We start from the raw sequence: 19475 nt of genomic DNA, 5'->3' as shown, positions 1-19475 counted from the left end.
GCCAGAGGGATCGGCTCGCCCACACGCCGAACGCGAGCGCGCGGATGCGCTCCGCCGCCGAGGTCGTGTCGCCGAGCCTGACGGCGGCGGCCTCGGCGATGCGCTCCTGCCAGGCGATCGCGGTCCACGCGCCGAGTCCTGCGGCGCCGCGCAGACGGGGGTCTTCGGTCAGCTGCGCCGGCCAGCTTCCTGCCGGGGCCGGAGCTGCCTCGAGCGGCCGGAACGTCCCGGGGTAGTCCGGCGCGGTGATGACGTCGCGTCCGTCCGGCGAGACGATCGGGGTCTGCAGCGCGGCGACGTCGGCGGCGACCTCGGGCGGAGGGGGCGCGTCGGCGGGGTCGGGAGGAGGGTCGGCGGGCACGCGGAGGGCGCCGGCCGCCGAGAGTACAACGGCGGGATCACCGGTGCGCGGACGGTACTCGAGGTCGGCTCGTCCGAACGGGCGGCCGCCGCGGCGGGCCAGCTCGGCCAGATCCGCCTTGCGGAGCTTCTTCGCCAGGCCGGGGAAGTCGCCCTCCGGGCCGGTGCGGAACTCCCAGCGGTCGTAGCACGGCAGGGTGACGGCCGCAGCTCCCGACCAGGCGGCGGTTCCGTCCGCGGCGAACGTGGGCACCACCACCGCCAGGTAGGACGTGTCGGGCGACAGCGGGGCCGGGCTCATCAGGCGCGAGCGCTCGAACGCGCCCACGGTGTGCACGTGCGCCCACGCCCACGAGCCGACGAGCTCGTGTGCCGCCTGCACGGTGGGTGAGAGACGTACCGAGCCGTCGGGACGGGCCGAGATGCCCTCGGCGCCCTGCACTCCTACGACCAGCGCCAGCCACGGGGCCAGCTGTTCGCCGGACGGATGCTGCGGCGTATAGCGCCAGGGGAGGTCGCTCTCTGCGAACTCCACGTGGGCGAGCTTCTCGGACTCGGCGTCGTCGGCGCCGGGAGAGGGGTAGCGCCTGACGATGGCGCCCGGGGTGAGCCGGGCGACATCCCCAGGTCCCATGAGCTGGAACTCCGCCTGAACCGTCCGCGGGTCCGACCCGTCGAGGTTCGCGATCCCGATGTCGACCTTCGCCGACAGCCGGCCGCCTTCGGCTGCTCCCGCCTTCACCCGCAGCGGCCGATCGAACCTGCCGAAGTACTGGCCCGTGATCGCCATCGCTACAGCACCCCCGCCAGAGGAACAGCGGCGGCGAGGTCGGCGCTGGGCACCGCGACGGTGCCGATGGCCCGCGCCCATTCGTGGGCCTCGGTCGCGGATTCGTGCACCTGCCCGACGCCCATCACGGTCCACTGCTCGGCGACGGCCGAGAGCACCGGGGTGCGGTCCGACAGCGCCGGCTCGGAGCGGGCCGCCGAGACCATCGCGAAGGCGGCGAGCAGGTCGATGGGCGGCGATGTGGTGATCGTCCGCTTCCCGCCGGTCCGGGTGTCGATCACGATCTGTTCGAGCGTGCGCTCCTCGTCGGCGTGCGGGAACGTGCTCAGCCCGGGCTGCGGGGGCGTGAGCACCTTGCCGGCCGGAAGCACGTCGAACGGCGGGCGGTTCACCAGCTCGGCATCGCTCAGCGTGAGGAAGACGCCCGGTGCGAAGGAGTCGCGAACGTCCGGCCCGGTGCCCGTGATGCGTGCGCCCGCGGTCGCCGGCAGCGGCACGCCCTTGAGGCGCGAGATCGGGATGCCGAGCGGCAGGATCTTCTGCTGCACGACGAGCGTCCCGGTCGGGGGGACCAGCGCCTTGCCAGGCACCGGCTTGCGGGGCGTCAGTGCGACGAGCCGGTCGGCCGTGCTCTCGGCGTGGAGATTCTCCTTCTTCGCCACTTCGGCTGCGAGCACGTCGAGGATCGGCTCGGCGACGGGCAGGGCGTCGGCCGGGCCGCTGCCGAGCGTGAAGGTCTGGTCGAACTCCACCTCGAACAGGAACACGGACACCGACAGCGATCCCTGCACGACGACCGGCCCGGGTCCCGAGATCTGCCCCGACAGCTGCACCGAGGCGAAGTCGAAGCCGCCGGCCGAGACCGAGAAGCCGGCCGCGACGCGCGCCTGGAAGCGGAAGGGCCGCAGCTGCAGGATCGCGTCCGTCTCGATGAAGCCGTGCGCGGCCAGCACCGAGACGTCGATCCCCGCTTCGATGCGCCCACCGAGCTGCACCGTGTTGGCGGTGACGGCGAAGTAGCCTTCGACGCGCAGCGTGATGCCGCTGCCGGGCACGGACTGCGACATGCCGACCCGGCGCAGCGCCGGCAGCTTCGCCGGCTTCGGGTCGAACCCGGGGAAGAAACCGCCGATCGACACGACGACGTAGGCCTCGCTGCCCCAGCTGAGTCGCAGGGCGGCGTCGCCGTAGATCTCGAACACGCCGAGCACGTGACTGTCGACGAGGCTGGCGTCGATCGACACGAGCTTCTCGACCGGGTCGATGAGTCCCAGCATGTCGACGCGGAGGTTCAGCACCTGGGGGAGGCTGGGGATGCCGATGCGCGCGACGCCGAGGATCGCCACCCTGCCGTCCGGGATCTGCACGACCACGGCGAGGTCGAGCGACACCATGCTCCCCGTCGGGCCCAGCGACAGCCACGTCAGCCGGAGCGACGGCCCGAAGATGTGCGTCCCGGTGCGCCGCGGGAAGATGCGGTCGAGGGTGCCGGCGACAGCGAGCGGGTCGTCCGGCGGTCGCACCTGCAGCAGCGCGTCGCCGGCAGCGCCCGTGCGCACCGCGACCCGCAGCGCGTCGGTGTCCATGCCGCGATTGACGCCGACGATGCCGCCGACCCGGTCGAGCGCGAAGCCGAACGACAGCTGGATGGGAGCGATGAACTGGATGCCGAGCACGGCGAGGAAGCTCGGGTCGTCGCCGTCGACCGAGAGGATCGCCGAGGCGGTCACGAGCACGGGCGGCACCGGCACCGAGATCGATCCGCCCCAGCCGCGCTCGAGCGCACCGCCCGCGTTCGGTGGCAGGCGCACCAGCGATCCGCCGCCCGGGAGCGAGGCGCCTCCCCCCGAGCCCGGCGGGGTGAGGGATGCCTCGACCGCACCGAGTGCGAAGGGGCCGATCGGCACCGGCGGAAGGTCGACGCCGGGGATGACGGGAGGGTCCACGTACAGCACCGCGGTGCGCACGGCGACGTGGACGGGACCGATGTCGAGATCCGCGTTGATGCCGCTCGTGGCGAGGGACGCGGCATCCGTCATCTCATTCAGCAGGGGGATCTCGGCCAATGTGCCGAGCGTGGCCCTGCGGAGGCCGTCGAGCACCGCCGCGCGGGCGCTCTCCCACTGGGTGGCCGCGGTCCGCCAGGCCGCCTCGGTGGCGGTCTCGGGGTGATCGATCAGTTCGCCGATCCGCTGCGCGGCGTCGGCGAGCGCGGTGAGGGGCCCGGCATCGACGCCGAGGGTCGTCAAAGTCGCCCGCAGCCGATCCACATATGCGCGTAACTCGTCGGACGCCATGCTGCGCCCCCCGTCCGTTTCCGCGATTCCCCCGATCGCGCGAACACGCGCACGACCACCTCACAGATACTCCCCGCACGCCGGACCCGCAAGGGGGGAAGCGGTCGGCCGCCGGGGAAATGCCCGCCGCCTCGTGCGCGTTGCCCTCTCGCATGCGATCGATCGTCTATTCCCGCCCCGGAACGTCGTCCGTCCTCTCGCTCGCGGAGCGTGAACCCGGGCAGCCCGGCCGGGGAGAGGTGCGCGTGAAGATCGCCGTGTCGGGCGTCAATCCGACGGACTGGAAGGCGCGCGCGGGATCCGGCGCGGCCCTGGCGTTCGATGAGATCGTGCCCAATCAGGACGGGGCGGGAGTGGTCGACGCCGTAGGCGATGGCGTGACCGACCTCGCCGTCGGCGATCGCGTCTGGCTGTACCTCGCTCAGCACCAGCGGCCGACCGGGACGGCGCAGGAGTACACCGTCGTACCCGCGGCGCGGGCGGTGAAGCTCCCCGAGGGCGTCGGCTTCGACGTCGCGGCCAGCCTCGGGGTTCCCGCGATGACGGCGCACCGGGCGCTCACCGTTCACGAGTTCGGGCCGGCACGGCTGTCGCCGGGCGCGCTCGAGCACCGCGTCGTGCTCGTCGCCGGTGGAGCGGGCGCCGTCGGCCACGCCGCCATCCAACTCGCCGCCTGGGGCGGCGCGACGGTGATCGCCACCATCTCGAGCGACGAGAAAGCCGCTCTCGCGCTCGCCGCGGGTGCCCACCACGTCGTGAACTACCGAAAGGGCGACGCCGCCGACCAGATCACCGCGATCGCGCCCGGTGGCGTCGACCATGTCGTCGAGGTGTCTCTCGCGCAGAACGCCGGCCTCGACGGCCAGGTCGTCGCGAACCACGGATCGATCGCGTACTACGCCGACAACGGCGGTGACCAGGCCGCCATCCCGGTGCGGCCGACCTTCGCGAAGAACGTGCGGATCCAGGGCCTGCTGCTGTACACGGTCGGGGAGCCCGCCCTGACCGCCGCTGCTGCAGACATCACCGCGGCGCTGCGCGACGGCGCACTCCCCGTCGGCGAGCAGGCGGGGTTGCCGCTGACGTGGTTCCCGCTGGACGCCACGGCCGCCGCCCACGACGCTGTTGAGCACGGCGCTGTGGGCAAGGTGCTCATCGGCGTGACGGGCGACAACCGCTGACGGTGGCATCGCCGCCGCCGAGCCGGGAAGCGAGCGACGCGGAACACCTCGGGTGACGGCCTCCCCGCGTCTGCTTTTCACGATGTCGGACTAGTATGCCGATAGTCGGATCGAGGGGAGCGCTGTGGTCGCTACGGATGCCGCTGCCGACGACGCGCGCGTCGTCGGCTCGGACAGGGTGCTGGCGGTGCTCATCGAGCTGGGCGCCCACCCGCGCGGAGTGAGCCTCGACGACCTCGCGGCGGCCATGCGCAGCCCGAAATCGACCGTGCACCGCGCTCTCGCATCGCTGCGCAAGGCGGGGTTGGCGGCGCAGATCAGTCGGGGCACGTACGTCCTCGGCGACGAGTTCTTCCGGCTGGCGTTCCACAACTATGCCGAGCGACCCGAGGCGGTGCGGATCACCCCCATCCTCGAGGAGCTGGCGGCGCGCTTCGGCGAGACCACGCACTACGCCGTGCTGGACGGAGCGGAGGTCGTCTACCGCGCCAAGGTCGACCCGCCCGGCGGTGCCGTGCGCCTGACCTCCGTCATCGGAGGGCGCAACCCGGCGTACCGGACTGCGGTGGGCAAGCTCCTGCTCAGCTACCGGGTGGCCGATCGGGACGCGCTTCGAGACCTTCTCGGCGCAGTGGCGCTCGAGCAGCGGACGCCGCACACGATCACGGATCTCCACCGGCTCTGGGACGAGCTGCAACTCGCGAAGGAGCGCGGCTACGCCGTCGATGATCAGGAGAACGAGGTCGGCGTCAACTGCGTCGCCGTGCCCGTCCAGGGGGAGGGACACACCTCGCCGACGGGTGCGATCAGCGTCAGCGCGCTGGCGTTCCGCATCCCGCTGCCGCAGCTCGTCGCCGAGCTGCCGGCCATTCGCGCGATCGTCCGGCGCGAGCCGGTGCCGACGGCTCAGTAGGTCGCGCGCCCCCCGCTGATGTCGTAGACCGCCCCGGTCGAGAAGCTCACCTTCTCCGAGGCCAGCCAGGCGACGAGCTCCGCGACCTCGGATGCCTCACCGACTCGCTTCATCGGTATGAGGCTGGTGATGTGCGCGAGCACCTCGGGCGCCGTCGAGTCGTTCATGGGGGTCGCGATGACCGCGGGCGCGATCGCGTTGACCAGCACCCCCGTCGTCGCCAGCTCCTTGCCGGCGGACTTCGTCAGCGCGATGACGGCGGCTTTGGAGGCCGAGTAGGCCGCCAGGTTCGGATTGCCGTCCTTGCCTGCCATGCTCGCGAAGTTGACGACCCGCCCCCATCCGCGCTCCACCATCCCGGGGACGAAGGCCCGCATCATGCCGACCGTGCCGAGCACGTTCACCTCGAGGGTTGTGCGCCAGTCGGCGGTGGTCGTCTCGACGAGGGGCATGTTGGGCCCGACGATGCCGGCCGAGTTGATCAGGATGTCGACTGCAGCGACGCGCGAGGCGAGCGCGGCGACCGCTTCCTCGTCGGTGATGTCGAGGATCTCGTCGACGTCGCCGGCGAGATCCACCGTGATCACCTCGACACCGTCGGCACGGAGGCGGGAGGCCGTGGCGGCGCCGAGGCCGCGGGCTCCGCCGGTGATGAGTGCGCGCTTCATGGTCATTCCTGTCAGTGTCAGCTCTGCCGAGCGATCTCGACGTGGATCTTGGGTCCCGCTCCGGCGTGCTCTGGCCGGGTGCCGGCGAGGATGGCGGCGAGGTCTTCCAGCTCGACGGTCGCGGCGACGAGCGGCCGCGGATCGACGGACCCGTCGCCGTAGGCGGCGATCGTCGGGTCCAGACCCGCCGAGGCGCCGAGGATGCCGACGGCGGTGACGTCGCCGAGCGCGAGCATGCGCGTGTCGATCAGGCTGGGGCTGCCGGCGAGCCCGACGTGGACGATGCGCCGGCCCGGTTCGACGAGCTCGAGGGCGCGGGCCGGCAGGTGCGGGGCGTTGGAGGAGTCGATCACCGCATGCCAGGCGAGATCGGGCAGCTCCGACTCGGTCCAGACGCCGTCGAAACCGAACGTCCTCGCGAACTCGAGGGAGCGGCCGGGGCGGCCCAGAAGATGGACCTCCGCGCCGGCCGCGCGGGCGAACAGGGCGCAGAGCAGCCCGATCGTCCCCGGGCCGAGGATGAGCGCCCGGTCGCCGGCGCTCAGGTTCGCGGCATCCACCGACCGCCAGGCATTGCCGCCGGGCTCGACCATTGCGCCGGCGGCGTCGTCGACCGTGTCGGGCAGGGCGTGCAGAGCCCACGCGGGGACCGCGACCTGCTCCGCCAAGGCGCCCGGGCGGCCGTTGCGGACCCCGATCTCATCGCGGAACTGACACACGTGATGGAAGCCTGCGTGGCAGCGCTCGCAGCGCTGACAGCCGAGCATCGTGTCGCCGGTGACGCGACGGCCGATCCACGCAGGATCGACGCCGCTGCCGACCGCGGACACCGTGCCCATCCACTCGTGACCGATCCGCATCGGATACGCGGCGTGGCCGTCGTGGAGATACTGCATCTCACCGGTGTAGAACTCGACGTCCGTCCCGCAGACGCCTGCCCGCGCCACGTCGACGACGACCTCTCCGGTCGCGGCTGACGGTGGCTCGACATCCTGCACCCCGGCCTGGCCGGGGCCGGTGATCACGAACGCCTTCATCGGGGTGCGAGGACGGTCTGGCGCTGGGAGCCCAGCCCGTCGATCTCGAGCTCCATCACATCGCCCTCGTTCAGCCAGATCGGGGGCTGAAATCCCATGCCGACCCCGGGGGGAGTGCCGGTGTTGATCAGGTCGCCCGGCTCGAGGACGAGGAACCGGCTGATGTAGTGGACGATGAAGAACGGGTCGAAGATCATCGTCGAGGTCGAGCCGTCCTGCCGGCGGACGCCGTTGACGTCGAGTCGCATGCCCAGGTCGAGGATGTCGGGAACCTCGTCAGGCGTCACGAGCCATGGCCCGACCGGGTTGAACGTCTCGGCGGACTTGCCCTTGAGCCACTGGCCGCCGCGCTCCAGCTGGAAGGCCCGCTCGCTGACGTCGTTGACCACGACCCAACCGGCGATGTGATCCCGCGCCTGCTCGGGGGAGTCGAGGTAGCTCGCACGCCGACCGATCACGATGCCCAGCTCGACCTCCCAGTCGGGCTTGGTGGATCCGCGGGGGATGCGCACGTCGTCGTTCGGCCCGACCAGCGTGTTGGGTGACTTGGTGAACAGGATCGGCTCGTCGGGTACGGCCTGACCGGTCTCGGCCGCGTGGTCGCTGTAGTTGAGTCCCACGCAGATGATCTGGTGCGGCCTCGCGATCGGCGAGCCGATGCGCTCGCCGCCCAGCAGCCGCGTCTGACCCCGTTCGATCCGCTCGGCGACCAGAGGGCGGATGCGTTCGATGCCTCCGCCGGCGAAGAAGACTTCGTCGAAGTCGTCGACGACGTCCGACAGGTCGACGTACGTGTCGTCGACGATGTGAGCGGCGGGCCTCTCGGCGCCGATCGCTCCGATGCGGGCGAGTCTCATGCGTTCTCCTTCGGCGGTGCGGTGATGCCGCGCCACAGCGGGACGGGAAGCCCGGGGACGGCGGGCCGCGCGCTGAACAGCTTCCCCGAGAGGGGAGCGGCGGCGAGCTGGTCCTCGGTCAGATCCTGTGTCGCGGTCGTGATGATCAGGGTGGCGAGCTCCCGGCCGGCGAAGGCGACACTGGAGACGTGAGGGGCGGGCACGTGGATCGTCTCGTCGAGATCGCCGTCGGGCGTGTACCGGCGGACTTCGCCGCGTCCCCACATCGCGATCCAGAGGTGGCCGGCTGCGTCGCTGCACATGCCGTCGGGGTAGGCGTCGTCGACGGCGATGTGCACTCGGCGGTCGCCTGTGGCACCCGTCGCCACATCGTACGACCGCGAATAGACCACACGCCGCACGGTGTCGACGGAGTACATGATCGATCCGTCGGGGCTCCAGGCGAGTCCGTTGGAGAGGGTGAGGTCGTCGTCGATCGTCGTGAGCGTGCCGTCGTCGCCGAGGCGGGCGAGCACCTCGTGCTCGGAGTCGTCGTCGAGGCTCAGTGTGCCGATGAGGAACCGGCCGGCGGGGTCGGGTTTGCCGTCGTTCGTCCGCCGTCGTTGTCCGGCGGGGATGACGCGCGCCAGTTCGCGCGTCGATCCGGACGCCGGGTGCAGGATCAGAGTGTGCGAGCCGGCGACGATCCAGGACCCGTCCTCGGCGACGGCGACCGCGCCGACCGTGCCGGGGAACGAGACGTGATCGAGCAGCGTCACGCGACCGTGACTGTCGAGGCGTCCCGAGAACACGACACCCCGCCGGATGTCGACCCAGTGCACGACCTCGCGGATGGGGTCCCACACGGGGCCTTCGCCGAGTTCGCAGGTCGTCGGATTCGCCAGAATCACCGAGTCGGCGGCAGTCATCAGCTCATCTCCTTCGACGGTGGACGGTGGGTCGCGACCGTGCTCGCGAAGCGTGGCGGGCCGACGCGGCTACTATAGTCATATTCCGTCAATCAGACGTAATTTCCGAAAGTTGGTAAACAATGGCGTCCGACCTCAGGAGCTCGGAGTGGTACTCGGCAGGCGACCGGAACGCCTACATCCACCGCGCATGGATGAGGCGTGGAGTTCCCGACACGGCCTTCCGCGGCCGACCCCAGATCGCCATCGCCAACACCGCGTCCGACCTCACCCCCTGTAACGCGCACCTCGATGAGGTCGCCCAGTCGGTCAAGAACGGCATCTACGAGGCAGGGGGGATTCCGCTGAACCTGCCCGTCGTCTCCCTCGGTGAGACGCAGGTGCGACCCACCGCGATGCTGTGGCGCAACATGATGGCGATGGCGACGGAGGAGATGCTGCGCGCCAACCCGATCGACGGCGTGGTACTGCTCGGCGGATGCGACAAGACGATTCCGGCGCTGCTGATGGCCGCGGCATCCGTCGATCTTCCCGCCGTCGTGATCCCGGGTGGTCCGATGCTCACCGGCCACTTCCGTGGTGAGGCGCTCGGTTGCGGAACCGACGTGTGGCGGCTGAGCGAGGAGGTCCGCGCGGGCACGCTCAGCGAGGAGCTGTTCAACCGGTCGGAGTCTTCGATGATCCGGTCGAAGGGCCATTGCAACACGATGGGGACCGCGTCGACGATGGCGCTCGTCGCCGAGGCCCTCGGCACGATCGTTCCCGGGCTCGCGGGGACGCCGGCACCCGACAGCAGGCTGCTGGAGGCATCGCACGAGACCGGGCGGCTCGCCGTCCGGCTGATCGAACAGGATCGCCGCCCCTCGACGTTCCTCACCAAGGCGAGCTTCCACAACGCGATCGTCGCGCTCGCCGCCATCGGCGGTTCGACGAACGCGGTGGTGCACCTGCTCGCCATCGCCGGCCGGCTCGGGATCGACCTGACCATCGACGACTTCGACCGCATCGGCGCCGAGGTGCCGCTCCTGGTGAACCTCCAGCCCGCCGGCCGCTACCTCATGGACGACCTGTACCGGGCCGGCGGATTCCTCGCTGTCCTCCGCGAGGTGAAGGACCTGCTGGATCCGACGGCGCTCACGATCACCGGCCGCCCGCTCGTCGACCACCTCGACGACGCGCGGATCTGGGATGCCGACGTGATCGCGCCGCGCACCCAGCCGCTGATCCCCGCCGCGGGGATCAGCGTGCTCCGCGGATCGCTGGCCCCCGGCGGCGCCATCATCAAGCCGGCCGCCGCCTCCCCGCACCTCCTTAAGCACCGCGGCCCCGCCGTCGTCTTCGATTCCATCGAGGACTTCCACGCCCGCATCGACGACCCCGACCTGGACATCGACGAGAACTCCGTCATGATCCTCCGGGGCTGCGGACCGATCGGCTACCCGGGGATGCCGGAGGTGGCGAACATGCCGCTGCCGAAGAAGCTGCTCGAGAAGGGCGTGCGCGACATGGTGCGCATCTGCGACGGACGGATGTCAGGCACCGCGTACGGCACCGTCATCCTGCACGTGACCCCCGAGGCCGCCGCGGGCGGGCCGCTCGCCCGGGTGCAGACGGGCGACTGGATCAGCCTCGACGTCCGCAGCCGCCGCCTCGACGTCGAAGTACCCGCCGACGAGCTCGCGGCGCGCGGCGTCAACGACGCGACCGTGAACGGCTTCGCGAATCCGCGACGCGGCTGGGAGCGCCTCTACGTCGACCACGTCATGCAGGCCGACACCGGAGCCGACCTCGACTTCCTCGTCGGCTCCAGCGGATCGCGGGTCTCCCGCGAATCCCACTGAGTCTCGAGAGCGCTCGAGCCACTCGCGGTCAGCGGACGGCGTGCCCCCGCGACTCGAAGGACGCCGCGAGCGCCGCGAGCGTGGCGGCGCGCTCCTTCATCGCGATCCTCCGCAGGAAGGCAGTCGCCAGCCGGTAGACGCCATACGTGCGCACCTCGGCGTGGTGGCGAACCAGCGTCGTCTCATCGTCGCCGGCCTCGAGCCGGTACGCGGGCCATCCTTCCAGCTTGAGCCTGCCCGCCTTCGTCTTGTCCCACCAGTGGTAGACGAGGGTGTGTGGTGGCTGGAACTCCGCGATCTCACCGGGGGTCGGGCCGAAGGACGTGTCGTCGAGAAAGGTCGTGCCGACGGCCGGGGCGCCGGGCGAGGTCTGCGTGGTGCGTCGCAGCATGCTCCCCTTGTCGGGCATCCACTCGTTGTATCCCTCGATGTCGGCGAGGCGAGCGAACACCGCGTCGATGCCGGCAGGGACGGTGCGGGTCAGCTCGAACTCGATGACACCCATGCGCTCAGAGTACGACCGGCAGGGCGCCCGTGTATCGGTGGCCGTGCGGCGGCCGCTGCTGGGGGAGCGATCATCGGATGCCGAGGAATTTCACCGATCCGGCCCTCATGCTCCCGGAGCGGATCTACCCTCTCGTCATGACACCATCGCCCACCGGAATCGCGACCGCCGGACAGCTGCGCGCATCGGGTCACACCTACCGGCCGGTGCGGGTCGAACTGCGCGAGAACCTTCTCGACGCCCTCGCGAGTGGCCGCGACCCCTGGCCCGGCATCCACGGCTTCGACACGACCGTGATCCCGCAGCTCGAGCGCGCCCTCCTCGCCGGCCACGACATCGTGCTGCTCGGCGAGCGCGGGCAGGGCAAGACGCGCCTGCTGCGCAGCCTCGTGGGACTGCTCGACGAATGGTCTCCGGTCATCGAGGGGTCGGAGCTCGGCGAGCACCCGTTCCACCCGATCACCCCGGCATCCGTCCGCCGGGCAGGCGAACAGGGCGACGATCTGCCCGTCGTATGGCGCCACCGCAGCGAGCGGTACGCCGAGAAGCTCGCCACCCCCGACACGTCGGTGGCCGACCTCATCGGCGACGTCGACCCCATCAAGGTCGCGGAGGGCCGGTCGCTGGGCGACCCCGAGACGATCCACTACGGGCTCGTGCCGCGCAGCAACGGCGGCATCGTCGCGATCAACGAGCTGCCCGACCTGGCGGAGCGCATCCAGGTGTCGCTGCTCAACGTCATGGAGGAGCGCGACATCCAGATCCGCGGGTACGTGCTGCGCCTCGACCTCGACGTTCTCGTGGTCGCCACCGCCAATCCCGAGGACTACACGAATCGCGGCCGCATCATCACGCCGCTGCAGGACCGCTTCGGCGCCGAGATCCGCACGCACTACCCCCAGACGATCGACGAGGAGATCGCCGTCATCCGGCAGGAGGCCGACCTGGTCGCCGAGGTGCCCGCGCACCTTCTCGAGGTGCTCGCGCGATTCACCCGCAACCTGCGGGAGTCGGATGCCGTCGACCAGCGCGCGGGCGTGTCGGCCCGGTTCGCGATCGCCGGCGCCGAGACGATCGCCGCAGCCGCCCTGCATCGCGCGACGCGGCAGCACGAGGAGGTCGCCGTCGCCCGCCCGGTCGACCTGGAGACCGCCGTCGACGTGCTCGGCGGCAAGATCGAGTTCGAGACGGGGGAGGAGGGCCGCGAGCGCGCGATCCTCGAACACCTGCTGCGCACCGCGGTCGCCGAGACCGCCCGCACGCACCTGCGGGGGCTCGACGCCCGCGTGCTCGCCGAAGCCCTCCACGACGGTGCGACCGTCATGACCGGCGAACAGGTGACGGCGGACGACGTCCTCGCGGCGATGCCCGTGCTCGGCGAGTCCGACCTCTACGAGCAGGTGGCCGAGCGACTCGAGGCCCGCACCGCGGGCGAGCGGGCCGGTGCGCTCGAACTGCTGCTCGAGTCGCTCTACCTCGAGAAGCGGATCGGCAAGGACAGCGCCGACGGGGAGACCGTCTATGGATGAGCGGATGCCGCGGCTCGCGGCAGCTGGAGGGCCCTGATGCCCCGCAGCTTCCACCGCACGCCCGCGCACACGGCGCGGTACGGACGGTACACCGGCGGCGATCCGCTCGCGCCGCCGGTCGAGGTGCAGTCGGCGCTCGAGGCGATCGGGCAGGACGTGATGGCGGGGACCTCGGCCGATCGGGCGATGCGCGAGTACCTGCGGCGTGGAGACCGCAACCGGGAGGGGCTCGACGACCTGGCCCGGCGGGTGCGCGAGCGCCGGGCGGAGCTGGTGGGCCGGCACCGGCTCGACGGCACGCTCGAGGAGGTCCGCAAGCTGCTGGACCGCGCGGTGCTCGAGGAGCGCAAGCACCTCGTGCGCGACGTCCAGCTCGATGACGACACCCGCGCCTTCGCCGAGATGCGCCTCGAGAACCTGCCGTCCAGCACCGCTGCGGCCGTCAACGACCTCGCCGACTACGACTGGCAGAGCCCGAGTGCACGGGCGGACTACGACCGCATCCGCGAACTGCTCGGCCGCGAGCTCCTGGACCAGCGATTCGCGGGGATGAAGAACGCGCTCGAGAACGCGACGGATGCCGATCGCCAGGCGATCCGCGACATGCTGAACGACCTCAACGACCTGCTCGAGAAGCGCCGGCTGGGCGACGACACGCAGGAGGACTTCGACGAGTTCATGCGCAAGCACGGGGATCAGTTCCCGGAGAACCCGCAGAACCTCGACGAGCTCCTCGACACGCTCGCCGAGCGTTCCGCGGCGGCGCAGCGGATGCTCAACTCCATGACCCCCGAGCAGCGGGACGAGCTCATGGGCCTCGCCGCCCAGGCGTTCGGCTCGCCCGACCTCATGCAGTCCCTGTCGCGACTCGACGACAATCTGCGCTCGCTCCGGCCCGGCGAGGACTGGACGGGCTCGGCATCCTTCTCGGGAGAGCAGCCGACCGGCCTCGGTGAGGCGACCGGCATCATGCAGGACCTCTCCGACCTCGACTCGCTGACCGATCAGCTCAGCCAGACGTATCCCGGTGCGCGCATGGACGACATCGACCTCGATGCGCTCGAGCGCCTGGTCGGCGAGGACGCCGCCGTCAACGCCCGCACCCTGCGCGAGCTCGAGCAGGAGCTCAGGGACACCGGGATGCTGCAGCGCGCGTCCGACGGGCAGCTGCGGCTGACCCCGCGGGCCATGCGCCAGCTGGGACGAGCGCTCCTGCGCGACATCGCGACGCGGCAGTCGGCTCGCACGGGCCGCCGCGAGACGCGCCACGCCGGCGCCGCCGGCGACCGCACCGGCTCGACCCGCGAGTGGGCGTTCGGCGACACCGAGCCGTGGGACATCCCGCGCACGGTGTCGAATGCGGTGCTGCGGACCGTGCTCGACGGAGCCGACGCCTCGGCGGGTGTGCGTCTCGACACGCGCGATGTCGAGGTCGTCGAGACCGAGCAGCGCACGCAGGCCGCGGTCGCCCTCCTCGTCGACACGTCGTTCTCCATGGCGCTGGACGGCCGCTGGGTTCCCATGAAGCGCACCGCCCTCGCCCTTCATCACCTCATCTCCACGCGCTTCCGCGGCGACAGCCTCCAGCTGATCGCGTTCGCCCGCCATGCCGAGGTGATCGACATCGAGCAGCTGACGGCCAAGGACGCCGTCTGGGACAAGGGCACCAATCTGCAGCACGGCCTGCTGCTCGCGCAGCGGCACTTCCGCCGCAACCCCACGGCACAGCCCGTGCTGCTCATCGTCACCGACGGCGAGCCGACGGCGCACCTCCGCCCCGACGGCCACGTGCACTTCTCATATCCGCCGGACGCCCGCACGGTGGCCGTCACGGTGCGCGAGCTCGACACCGTGCAGCGGCTCGGAGCCCAGACCACGTTCTTCCGGCTCGGCGAGGACCCGAGCCTCGCCCGATTCATCGACGCCCTCGCGCGGCGCGCCGGTGGGCAGGTCGTCGCCCCCGAGCTCGACGACCTCGGGCGAGCCGTCGTGGACAGCTACCTGGGGTCACGCCATACGGGGCGCGGGTCCCCCGAGGACTTCGGCGACATGCTGCACGGCCGATCCTGGTGGTGGTAGGCCGGCGCACCGATCCGCCGTCTCGCGTCCGCCGCGGCGGGCGGGCGTCCGCTCAGCTCATCGCGTCCCACACGCGGTCGAGGGGTGCGGAGTACATCCGGATGCGCGAGTCGCCGATGCCGGTGGGAACCCACAGTCGTTCGCGATGCACGATGCCGCCGCACGAGTACACGACGCGCGGCACGTAGCCGTCCACCATGTCGCCCTCGGGCGTGAGCAGCGGCTGGCGCGTGCGGGCAAGGATGCGCGACGGGTCGTCGAGGTCGAGCAGCAGCGCGCCGAGCGAGTAGGTGCGCAACGGGCCGACGCCGTGGGTGAGCAGGAGCCACCCGCGCGACGTCTCGATGGGGGAGCCGCAGTTGCCGAGCTGGATCAGCTCCCACACCTCGGTCGGCGCATGGATCACGCCGAGGTCGTCCCACAGCACGCCGTCGTCCGAACTCGACAGCGCGATGTTCTCGCCGTCGCCGCGGGCTATCGCGAGGTGGCGCCCGACGACGAGACGCGGGAACAGCGCCATGCCCTTGCCGCGCGCGCCAGGTCCGACGAGTCGCTGCGACTCGAACGAGACGAGGTCCGGCGATGTCAGCAGGCGCGGCGCCACGGTGCGTCCGTCGTAGGCCGTGTACGTTCCGCGGTACTCGACGCCACCGTCGCCGGCGGTGAACCGCACGAACCGCGCGTCCTCCACGCCGCGGTCCTCCTCGGGCAGAACCGGCAGAATGGTGCGCGCCGACAACTCCACGTCCGCGTCGAACCCCAAGCGATAACTCGACGCCGCCGCGTCGCGGAGCGTCTGCAGTGGTCGGCGACTGGACGGCCGCATGGCCAGCTTCGGCGGCAGAGCCTCGATGGCCGCCTCCAGCTCGTTGGCGGTGAAGCGATCGGGCAGCGCGGCCAGGACCGCGCCCGCCAGGTCGTCGAGCCGATCGGCGACGTCGAGCGTCCGCGCGAAGTCCGTCAGCGACCATACGCCGAGTGCGACATCCGCCCGCGCCGGCGGAACGGCGCGCTCGCCGAAGAGCCAGGTGTCGTCCGCCCCGATGACGGCCTCCGCGAAGCCGATCGCCGACGTGTGCCCCTCGCCGATGCAGCGCAGCGACACCGCGACCCGCAGCTCGCCGTCGCCGAGACCGGCCTGTGAGGGATGCTCGACGGCACTCGGGTTGCACAGAGCCGCGCCTTCGACGGCGTACTGGGCTGTGAACGCCGACCCGACGACGAGCAGCTGCGCCTCGGTCAGATCGTGCTCAGCATCGACGCGCGCCACCAGCGCGTGAGCGTTCGACAGAAGGATGGATGCCGCCTCCGGCTGCTTCGTCGCGAAATCGGCGACGATGGCCTCGGCGAGGGCGCTCACCTCGTCCCGCGGCATCACGCGGACGCGCTCGATGATGGGAAGCATCCGCGAGTGGGCGGTGCGCGTCTCCTCGCCCGGCAGGAACAGCCGGTCGACGACGCGGGAAGGCTCGTGGTGGAGCGCCGCCGGATGTGGTTCGAGGATCATGCGGACGCCCTCTCCGTTCGTCCCGCCGTTGGCGAGTACAGCGCCGATTGAAGCACGGCAGTCAGGGCGGCGGGAGGGGTTGACAGCGATCGGCGAGAACCGCGGTCCGGTCTTCAGCCGCGCTCGGCCTCGAGCACGTCTGCATCGAGCTCGTCGCGAGAGCTCAGCCCGAGTTTGCGGAGCGCGTTGGACATGTGCGTCTCCACGGTGCGCGGTGACAGGAACATCTCGGCGGCGATCTCCCGATTCGTCCGTCCTGCCGCCGCTCGTCCGACGACCTCCCGCTCGCGTCGGGACAGATCGTTTCCGTGCGCCGGGCGCCCGCCGCGCCACGGGTACGGCACGGGAACACCGTGGCCGCGCATCGTCCGGGTGACTCTGGCGATGTCCTGCCGTGCCGAGAGCCGGCCGTATGCGGTCAGCGCCTCGATGAGCAGGCTCGGCCCGTCGGCGGCACCACGGGCGCAGCGCCAGTCGCCCAGCCGCTCGGTCGTCTGCGCGGCCACCTCGACCAGGCCAGCCGCACGCGCCATCGTCCGCGCGTCGGACATCAGACGCTCAGCCGCATCGCCGTCGCCGTCGACGTGCGCGAGGAGCGCGTCGCACATGGTCACCGCCACGGAGATCGCCGGCGCCTCGACATCGCGGACATGCGTGCTGATCGCCCTCACCCGGGAACGCACCTCGTCCGTTGTGCCCAGTGCCGAGGCGGCATCCACCAGGCAGACGAGGGCATCGGCAGCCCAGGTCCACATGCCCTTGCGCTGGATCTGGTCGAGGGCGGCCGAGGCTTCGTCGAAGCCGCCTCGTGCATCGCCCAGGGTCAGCCGGAGCCGGGCGAGGGCCGCACGCGCGGGGATCAACGGCCAGGCTGTGCCCACCTTCTCGCAGTCCCGGATGAGCTCCGTCAGGCGCTCGGCTGCCTCGACGGTGCTCCCGAGAGAGCCGAGCATCAGGCAGTACAGGTACTGGGCTTCGAAGGATGCCGCGCCGAATCCGAATGCGCGCGAGGCCAGGTCCTGCGTGCGTTCAGCAAGGCCGTCCCAGCGGCCGGCGGCGTGGTCCACCATGGCGCAGACGAGTTCGTACACCTCCAGCAGCCGGGGTGAACCCGACCGCTCTGCGATCGATCGTCCCTCGCTCAGCAGCTCGTCGGCGCGGCTCACGTAGCCGATGTGGAGCGCACCCTGCGCCCAGTTGATCGCCGCACGCGCGTGCTCCCTGGGCTGGGTGAGGAGGACGGTGTCGTGACGCGCCGACTCGATGAGCTGCCACGCGTGCGGATCGCCCTGCTCCAAGAGGAGCGATGCCCGCGCGATCCGCACACCGAGTTCGACCTCCGGCGATCCGGCTCGGCTCGCCGCCTGTTCGGCCTGAACGGACCGCGCGAGATGCACCTCGAGCGGCACGTCGACGACCGTCTCGGGAGCCGCCAGTACCGCCAGCGCGCGTGCCTGGAGGTCGGGGCGGTCGTAGAGGTCATCGATCGCGCGCTCGATCTCGCCGTAGCCGTCCCGTGCGAAGCCCTGCTGGCGGTACAGCCTGCCGAGAGCGAAACGGAGTTCGCCTCGAGCCGCCTGCGTGAGCTGCTGGCTGTCCAGAAGTCGAGTGAGGATCGGGGCGGCTTCGGCGTGAGCCAGACCGTCGACGGCCACGCGCCCGAGTTTCGTCGCGATGCGCACACGGTCGTCGATCGAGAGGTCGGCCATATCGGCGGTCGCCTCGCGCAGGAACTCGGCGGCCGCGGACTCGTTCCCGTGGCGCACCGCCTCGTCGGCCGCGGCCTCCGCCCAGCGCACGAAGTCCCTGACCCGGCCGGCGCGCTGGTAGTGGTGCGCGATCCGTGCCGAGAGCATCGGATCGCGCCGCTCCTCCAGCACTCCGGCGACGCGAGCGTGCCACCATTGGCGCGTCGGCAGGGGCGTCGCCTCGTAGACGATCTGCTGAGCGAGAACGTGGCGGAAGCGGATGCGACCGTCGTGGTCGTGCAGGAGGCCCGCGGCGTGGGCGGACGTGAGTGCGGCCGCCACCTGCCGGGGGTCGTGCTCGGTGACCTCCGCGACGAGGGCGGGATCGATGGAGAGATCGATCACGGCTGCCGCGTCGATGACCTCGCGGGCGGTCGCATCGAGAGTGGTCAGCCGCTGGACGACGACGTCGCGCAACGCGGTGGAGACGGACAGTGCGGCAAGGGCATCCGGATGACCGGGGATCTCCTCGGCAGGCAGGCGCGCGAGCAGGGTTCGCAGCACCTCTTCGACGACGAAGGGGACACCGCCGGTGACTTCGTACAACCCCGTCGCGATCGGAGCGGGAACATCGACGCCCAGCAGATGCCGCGAGAGCTCGCCGACTTCGGCGACGTCGAGCGGCGCGAGCCGCACACTCCGCGTTCGGCCGGCAGGTGCGCGGGCGAACGCCTCACCGACAGGAGTGGTCCCGAGATCCGCGCGACTGGTGACGATGATGGTGAGCTTCGCGGGCTGGTGCGCGATGAGATACGTGAGGAAGTCGAAGGTGACCGTGTCGGCCCAGTGCAGATCCTCGAGCACCAGGATCGCGGGGGACACCTGCTCGAGCAGCTCCGTCGCCGCCCGGAAGATCTGATGCCGTGCCTCACGCTGATCCGCGGGCCGCTCCGGCGCAGCCGGCAGACGATCGGCGATCTCCGGCACGAGCGGCGCCAGGCTGCCCACGACCGGGCTCAGCCCGTCGATCTCGATGAGGTCGCCATGGTGCTGGAACGCGTCGAGCACCGGCCCCAGGGGGAACGGGTCGTGGAGCTGCTGACAGTGACCGACGAGCACGGCAGCGGTGCCCGACGCGGCGGCGAGCAGTTCGCGGACCAGTCGGCTCTTGCCGATCCCGGCTTCGCCTTGGATGACGACGAGGGCCGGAGGAGCCGAAACAACAGCTGTCAGCGCGGTGAACTCGGCGTGACGACCGACCAGCACGGGCGACACCCCGCCTGCGGGTGGAGCGGATTGCTGAGGCATGACTGCC

The 19475-nt window shown here is 71.1% G+C and carries 14 protein-coding genes; 5 read left to right on the top strand and 9 right to left on the bottom strand.

Annotation, left to right across the window (positions count from 1 at the left end; genetic code table 11):
* Both VIP82_RS14230 and VIP82_RS14225 read right to left on the bottom strand, forming a co-directional pair.
* A partial coding sequence (locus VIP82_RS14230) for a hypothetical protein (RefSeq protein WP_331909711.1) occupies positions 1–1150 on the bottom strand: 1150 nt, incomplete at its 3' end.
* A 2-nt stretch (positions 1151–1152) separates the two neighbouring features.
* Entirely contained in the window at positions 1153–3447 is a 2295-nt protein-coding gene (locus VIP82_RS14225) for a DUF6603 domain-containing protein (RefSeq protein ID WP_331909709.1), read from the bottom strand.
* A 152-nt stretch (positions 3448–3599) separates the two neighbouring features.
* Here VIP82_RS14225 and VIP82_RS14220 point away from each other — a divergent pair, with 152 nt between their 5' ends.
* Together VIP82_RS14220 and VIP82_RS14215 are read left to right on the top strand one after the other, a co-directional pair.
* Entirely contained in the window at positions 3600–4628 is a 1029-nt protein-coding gene (locus VIP82_RS14220) for an NADPH:quinone reductase (RefSeq protein WP_331909707.1), read from the top strand.
* 124 nt (positions 4629–4752) lie between these two features.
* Complete coding sequence (locus tag VIP82_RS14215; protein WP_331909705.1) at positions 4753–5541, top strand: IclR family transcriptional regulator; 789 nt, start codon at positions 4753–4755, stop codon at positions 5539–5541.
* Here VIP82_RS14215 and VIP82_RS14210 read toward each other — a convergent pair.
* From VIP82_RS14210 to VIP82_RS14195, 4 genes are read right to left on the bottom strand one after another with little or no spacing between them, the layout of a single operon-like run.
* Positions 5535–6209, bottom strand: a complete 675-nt coding sequence (locus VIP82_RS14210; protein WP_331909703.1) for an SDR family NAD(P)-dependent oxidoreductase — start codon at positions 6207–6209, stop codon at positions 5535–5537. The genes VIP82_RS14215 and VIP82_RS14210 overlap by 7 nt on opposite strands.
* Before the next feature lie 17 nt (positions 6210–6226).
* The gene (locus VIP82_RS14205; RefSeq protein ID WP_331909701.1) at positions 6227–7234 is read right to left on the bottom strand and encodes a zinc-dependent alcohol dehydrogenase; all 1008 of its coding nucleotides are present in this window, start codon (positions 7232–7234) and stop codon (positions 6227–6229) included.
* Positions 7235–7242: 8 nt separating this feature from the next.
* A complete protein-coding gene (locus VIP82_RS14200) occupies positions 7243–8103 on the bottom strand; it encodes a fumarylacetoacetate hydrolase family protein (protein ID WP_331909699.1) in 861 nt (286 codons plus the stop codon).
* Entirely contained in the window at positions 8100–9011 is a 912-nt protein-coding gene (locus VIP82_RS14195) for an SMP-30/gluconolactonase/LRE family protein (RefSeq protein ID WP_331909697.1), read from the bottom strand. Before VIP82_RS14195 ends, VIP82_RS14200 begins: the two co-directional genes overlap by 4 nt.
* A 122-nt stretch (positions 9012–9133) precedes the next feature.
* On the opposite strand from VIP82_RS14195, the gene VIP82_RS14190 reads away from it, so the two are divergent.
* Positions 9134–10852, top strand: a complete 1719-nt coding sequence (locus VIP82_RS14190; RefSeq protein ID WP_331909695.1) for an IlvD/Edd family dehydratase — start codon at positions 9134–9136, stop codon at positions 10850–10852.
* A 28-nt stretch (positions 10853–10880) separates the two neighbouring features.
* Here VIP82_RS14190 and VIP82_RS14185 read toward each other — a convergent pair whose 3' ends face one another.
* The gene (locus VIP82_RS14185; protein ID WP_331909693.1) at positions 10881–11357 is read right to left on the bottom strand and encodes an SRPBCC family protein; all 477 of its coding nucleotides are present in this window, start codon (positions 11355–11357) and stop codon (positions 10881–10883) included.
* A 137-nt stretch (positions 11358–11494) separates the two neighbouring features.
* On the opposite strand from VIP82_RS14185, the gene VIP82_RS14180 reads away from it, so the two are divergent.
* Complete coding sequence (locus VIP82_RS14180) at positions 11495–12886, top strand: AAA family ATPase (protein ID WP_331909691.1); 1392 nt, start codon at positions 11495–11497, stop codon at positions 12884–12886.
* A gap of 36 nt (positions 12887–12922) precedes the next feature.
* Positions 12923–14965: a vWA domain-containing protein gene (locus tag VIP82_RS14175; protein WP_331909689.1), complete on the top strand. Its 2043-nt coding sequence runs from the start codon at positions 12923–12925 to the stop codon at positions 14963–14965.
* Between the two features lie 52 nt (positions 14966–15017).
* On the opposite strand, the gene VIP82_RS14170 is transcribed toward VIP82_RS14175, so the two are convergent.
* Both VIP82_RS14170 and VIP82_RS14165 read right to left on the bottom strand, forming a co-directional pair.
* Positions 15018–16472: a glycoside hydrolase family 130 protein gene (locus tag VIP82_RS14170; RefSeq protein WP_331909687.1), complete on the bottom strand. Its 1455-nt coding sequence runs from the start codon at positions 16470–16472 to the stop codon at positions 15018–15020.
* A gap of 113 nt (positions 16473–16585) precedes the next feature.
* Complete coding sequence (locus VIP82_RS14165; protein WP_331909685.1) at positions 16586–19468, bottom strand: helix-turn-helix transcriptional regulator; 2883 nt, start codon at positions 19466–19468, stop codon at positions 16586–16588.
* Positions 19469–19475: the final 7 nt, after the last annotated feature.

The sequence above is a fragment of the Microbacterium sp. genome, from assembly GCF_036566905.1.
GTDB lineage: Bacteria > Actinomycetota > Actinomycetes > Actinomycetales > Microbacteriaceae > Microbacterium.
This window is presented reverse-complemented; position numbering and strand designations above follow the sequence as displayed.

What these genes read in the sequence shown, in the direction of transcription:
- VIP82_RS14195 (WP_331909697.1), bottom strand. Translation starts at nt 9,011, where the DNA reads ATGACTGCCGCCGACTCGGTGATTCTGGCGAATCCGACGACCTGCGAA.
- VIP82_RS14225 (WP_331909709.1), bottom strand. Translation starts at nt 3,447, where the DNA reads ATGGCGTCCGACGAGTTACGCGCATATGTGGATCGGCTGCGGGCGACT.
- VIP82_RS14185 (WP_331909693.1), bottom strand. Translation starts at nt 11,357, where the DNA reads ATGGGTGTCATCGAGTTCGAGCTGACCCGCACCGTCCCTGCCGGCATC.
- VIP82_RS14190 (WP_331909695.1), top strand. Translation starts at nt 9,134, where the DNA reads ATGGCGTCCGACCTCAGGAGCTCGGAGTGGTACTCGGCAGGCGACCGG.
- VIP82_RS14180 (WP_331909691.1), top strand. Translation starts at nt 11,495, where the DNA reads ATGACACCATCGCCCACCGGAATCGCGACCGCCGGACAGCTGCGCGCA.
- VIP82_RS14170 (WP_331909687.1), bottom strand. Translation starts at nt 16,472, where the DNA reads ATGATCCTCGAACCACATCCGGCGGCGCTCCACCACGAGCCTTCCCGC.
- VIP82_RS14165 (WP_331909685.1), bottom strand. Translation starts at nt 19,468, where the DNA reads ATGCCTCAGCAATCCGCTCCACCCGCAGGCGGGGTGTCGCCCGTGCTG.
- VIP82_RS14200 (WP_331909699.1), bottom strand. Translation starts at nt 8,103, where the DNA reads ATGAGACTCGCCCGCATCGGAGCGATCGGCGCCGAGAGGCCCGCCGCT.
- VIP82_RS14175 (WP_331909689.1), top strand. Translation starts at nt 12,923, where the DNA reads ATGCCCCGCAGCTTCCACCGCACGCCCGCGCACACGGCGCGGTACGGA.
- VIP82_RS14220 (WP_331909707.1), top strand. Translation starts at nt 3,600, where the DNA reads ATGCGATCGATCGTCTATTCCCGCCCCGGAACGTCGTCCGTCCTCTCG.
- VIP82_RS14210 (WP_331909703.1), bottom strand. Translation starts at nt 6,209, where the DNA reads ATGAAGCGCGCACTCATCACCGGCGGAGCCCGCGGCCTCGGCGCCGCC.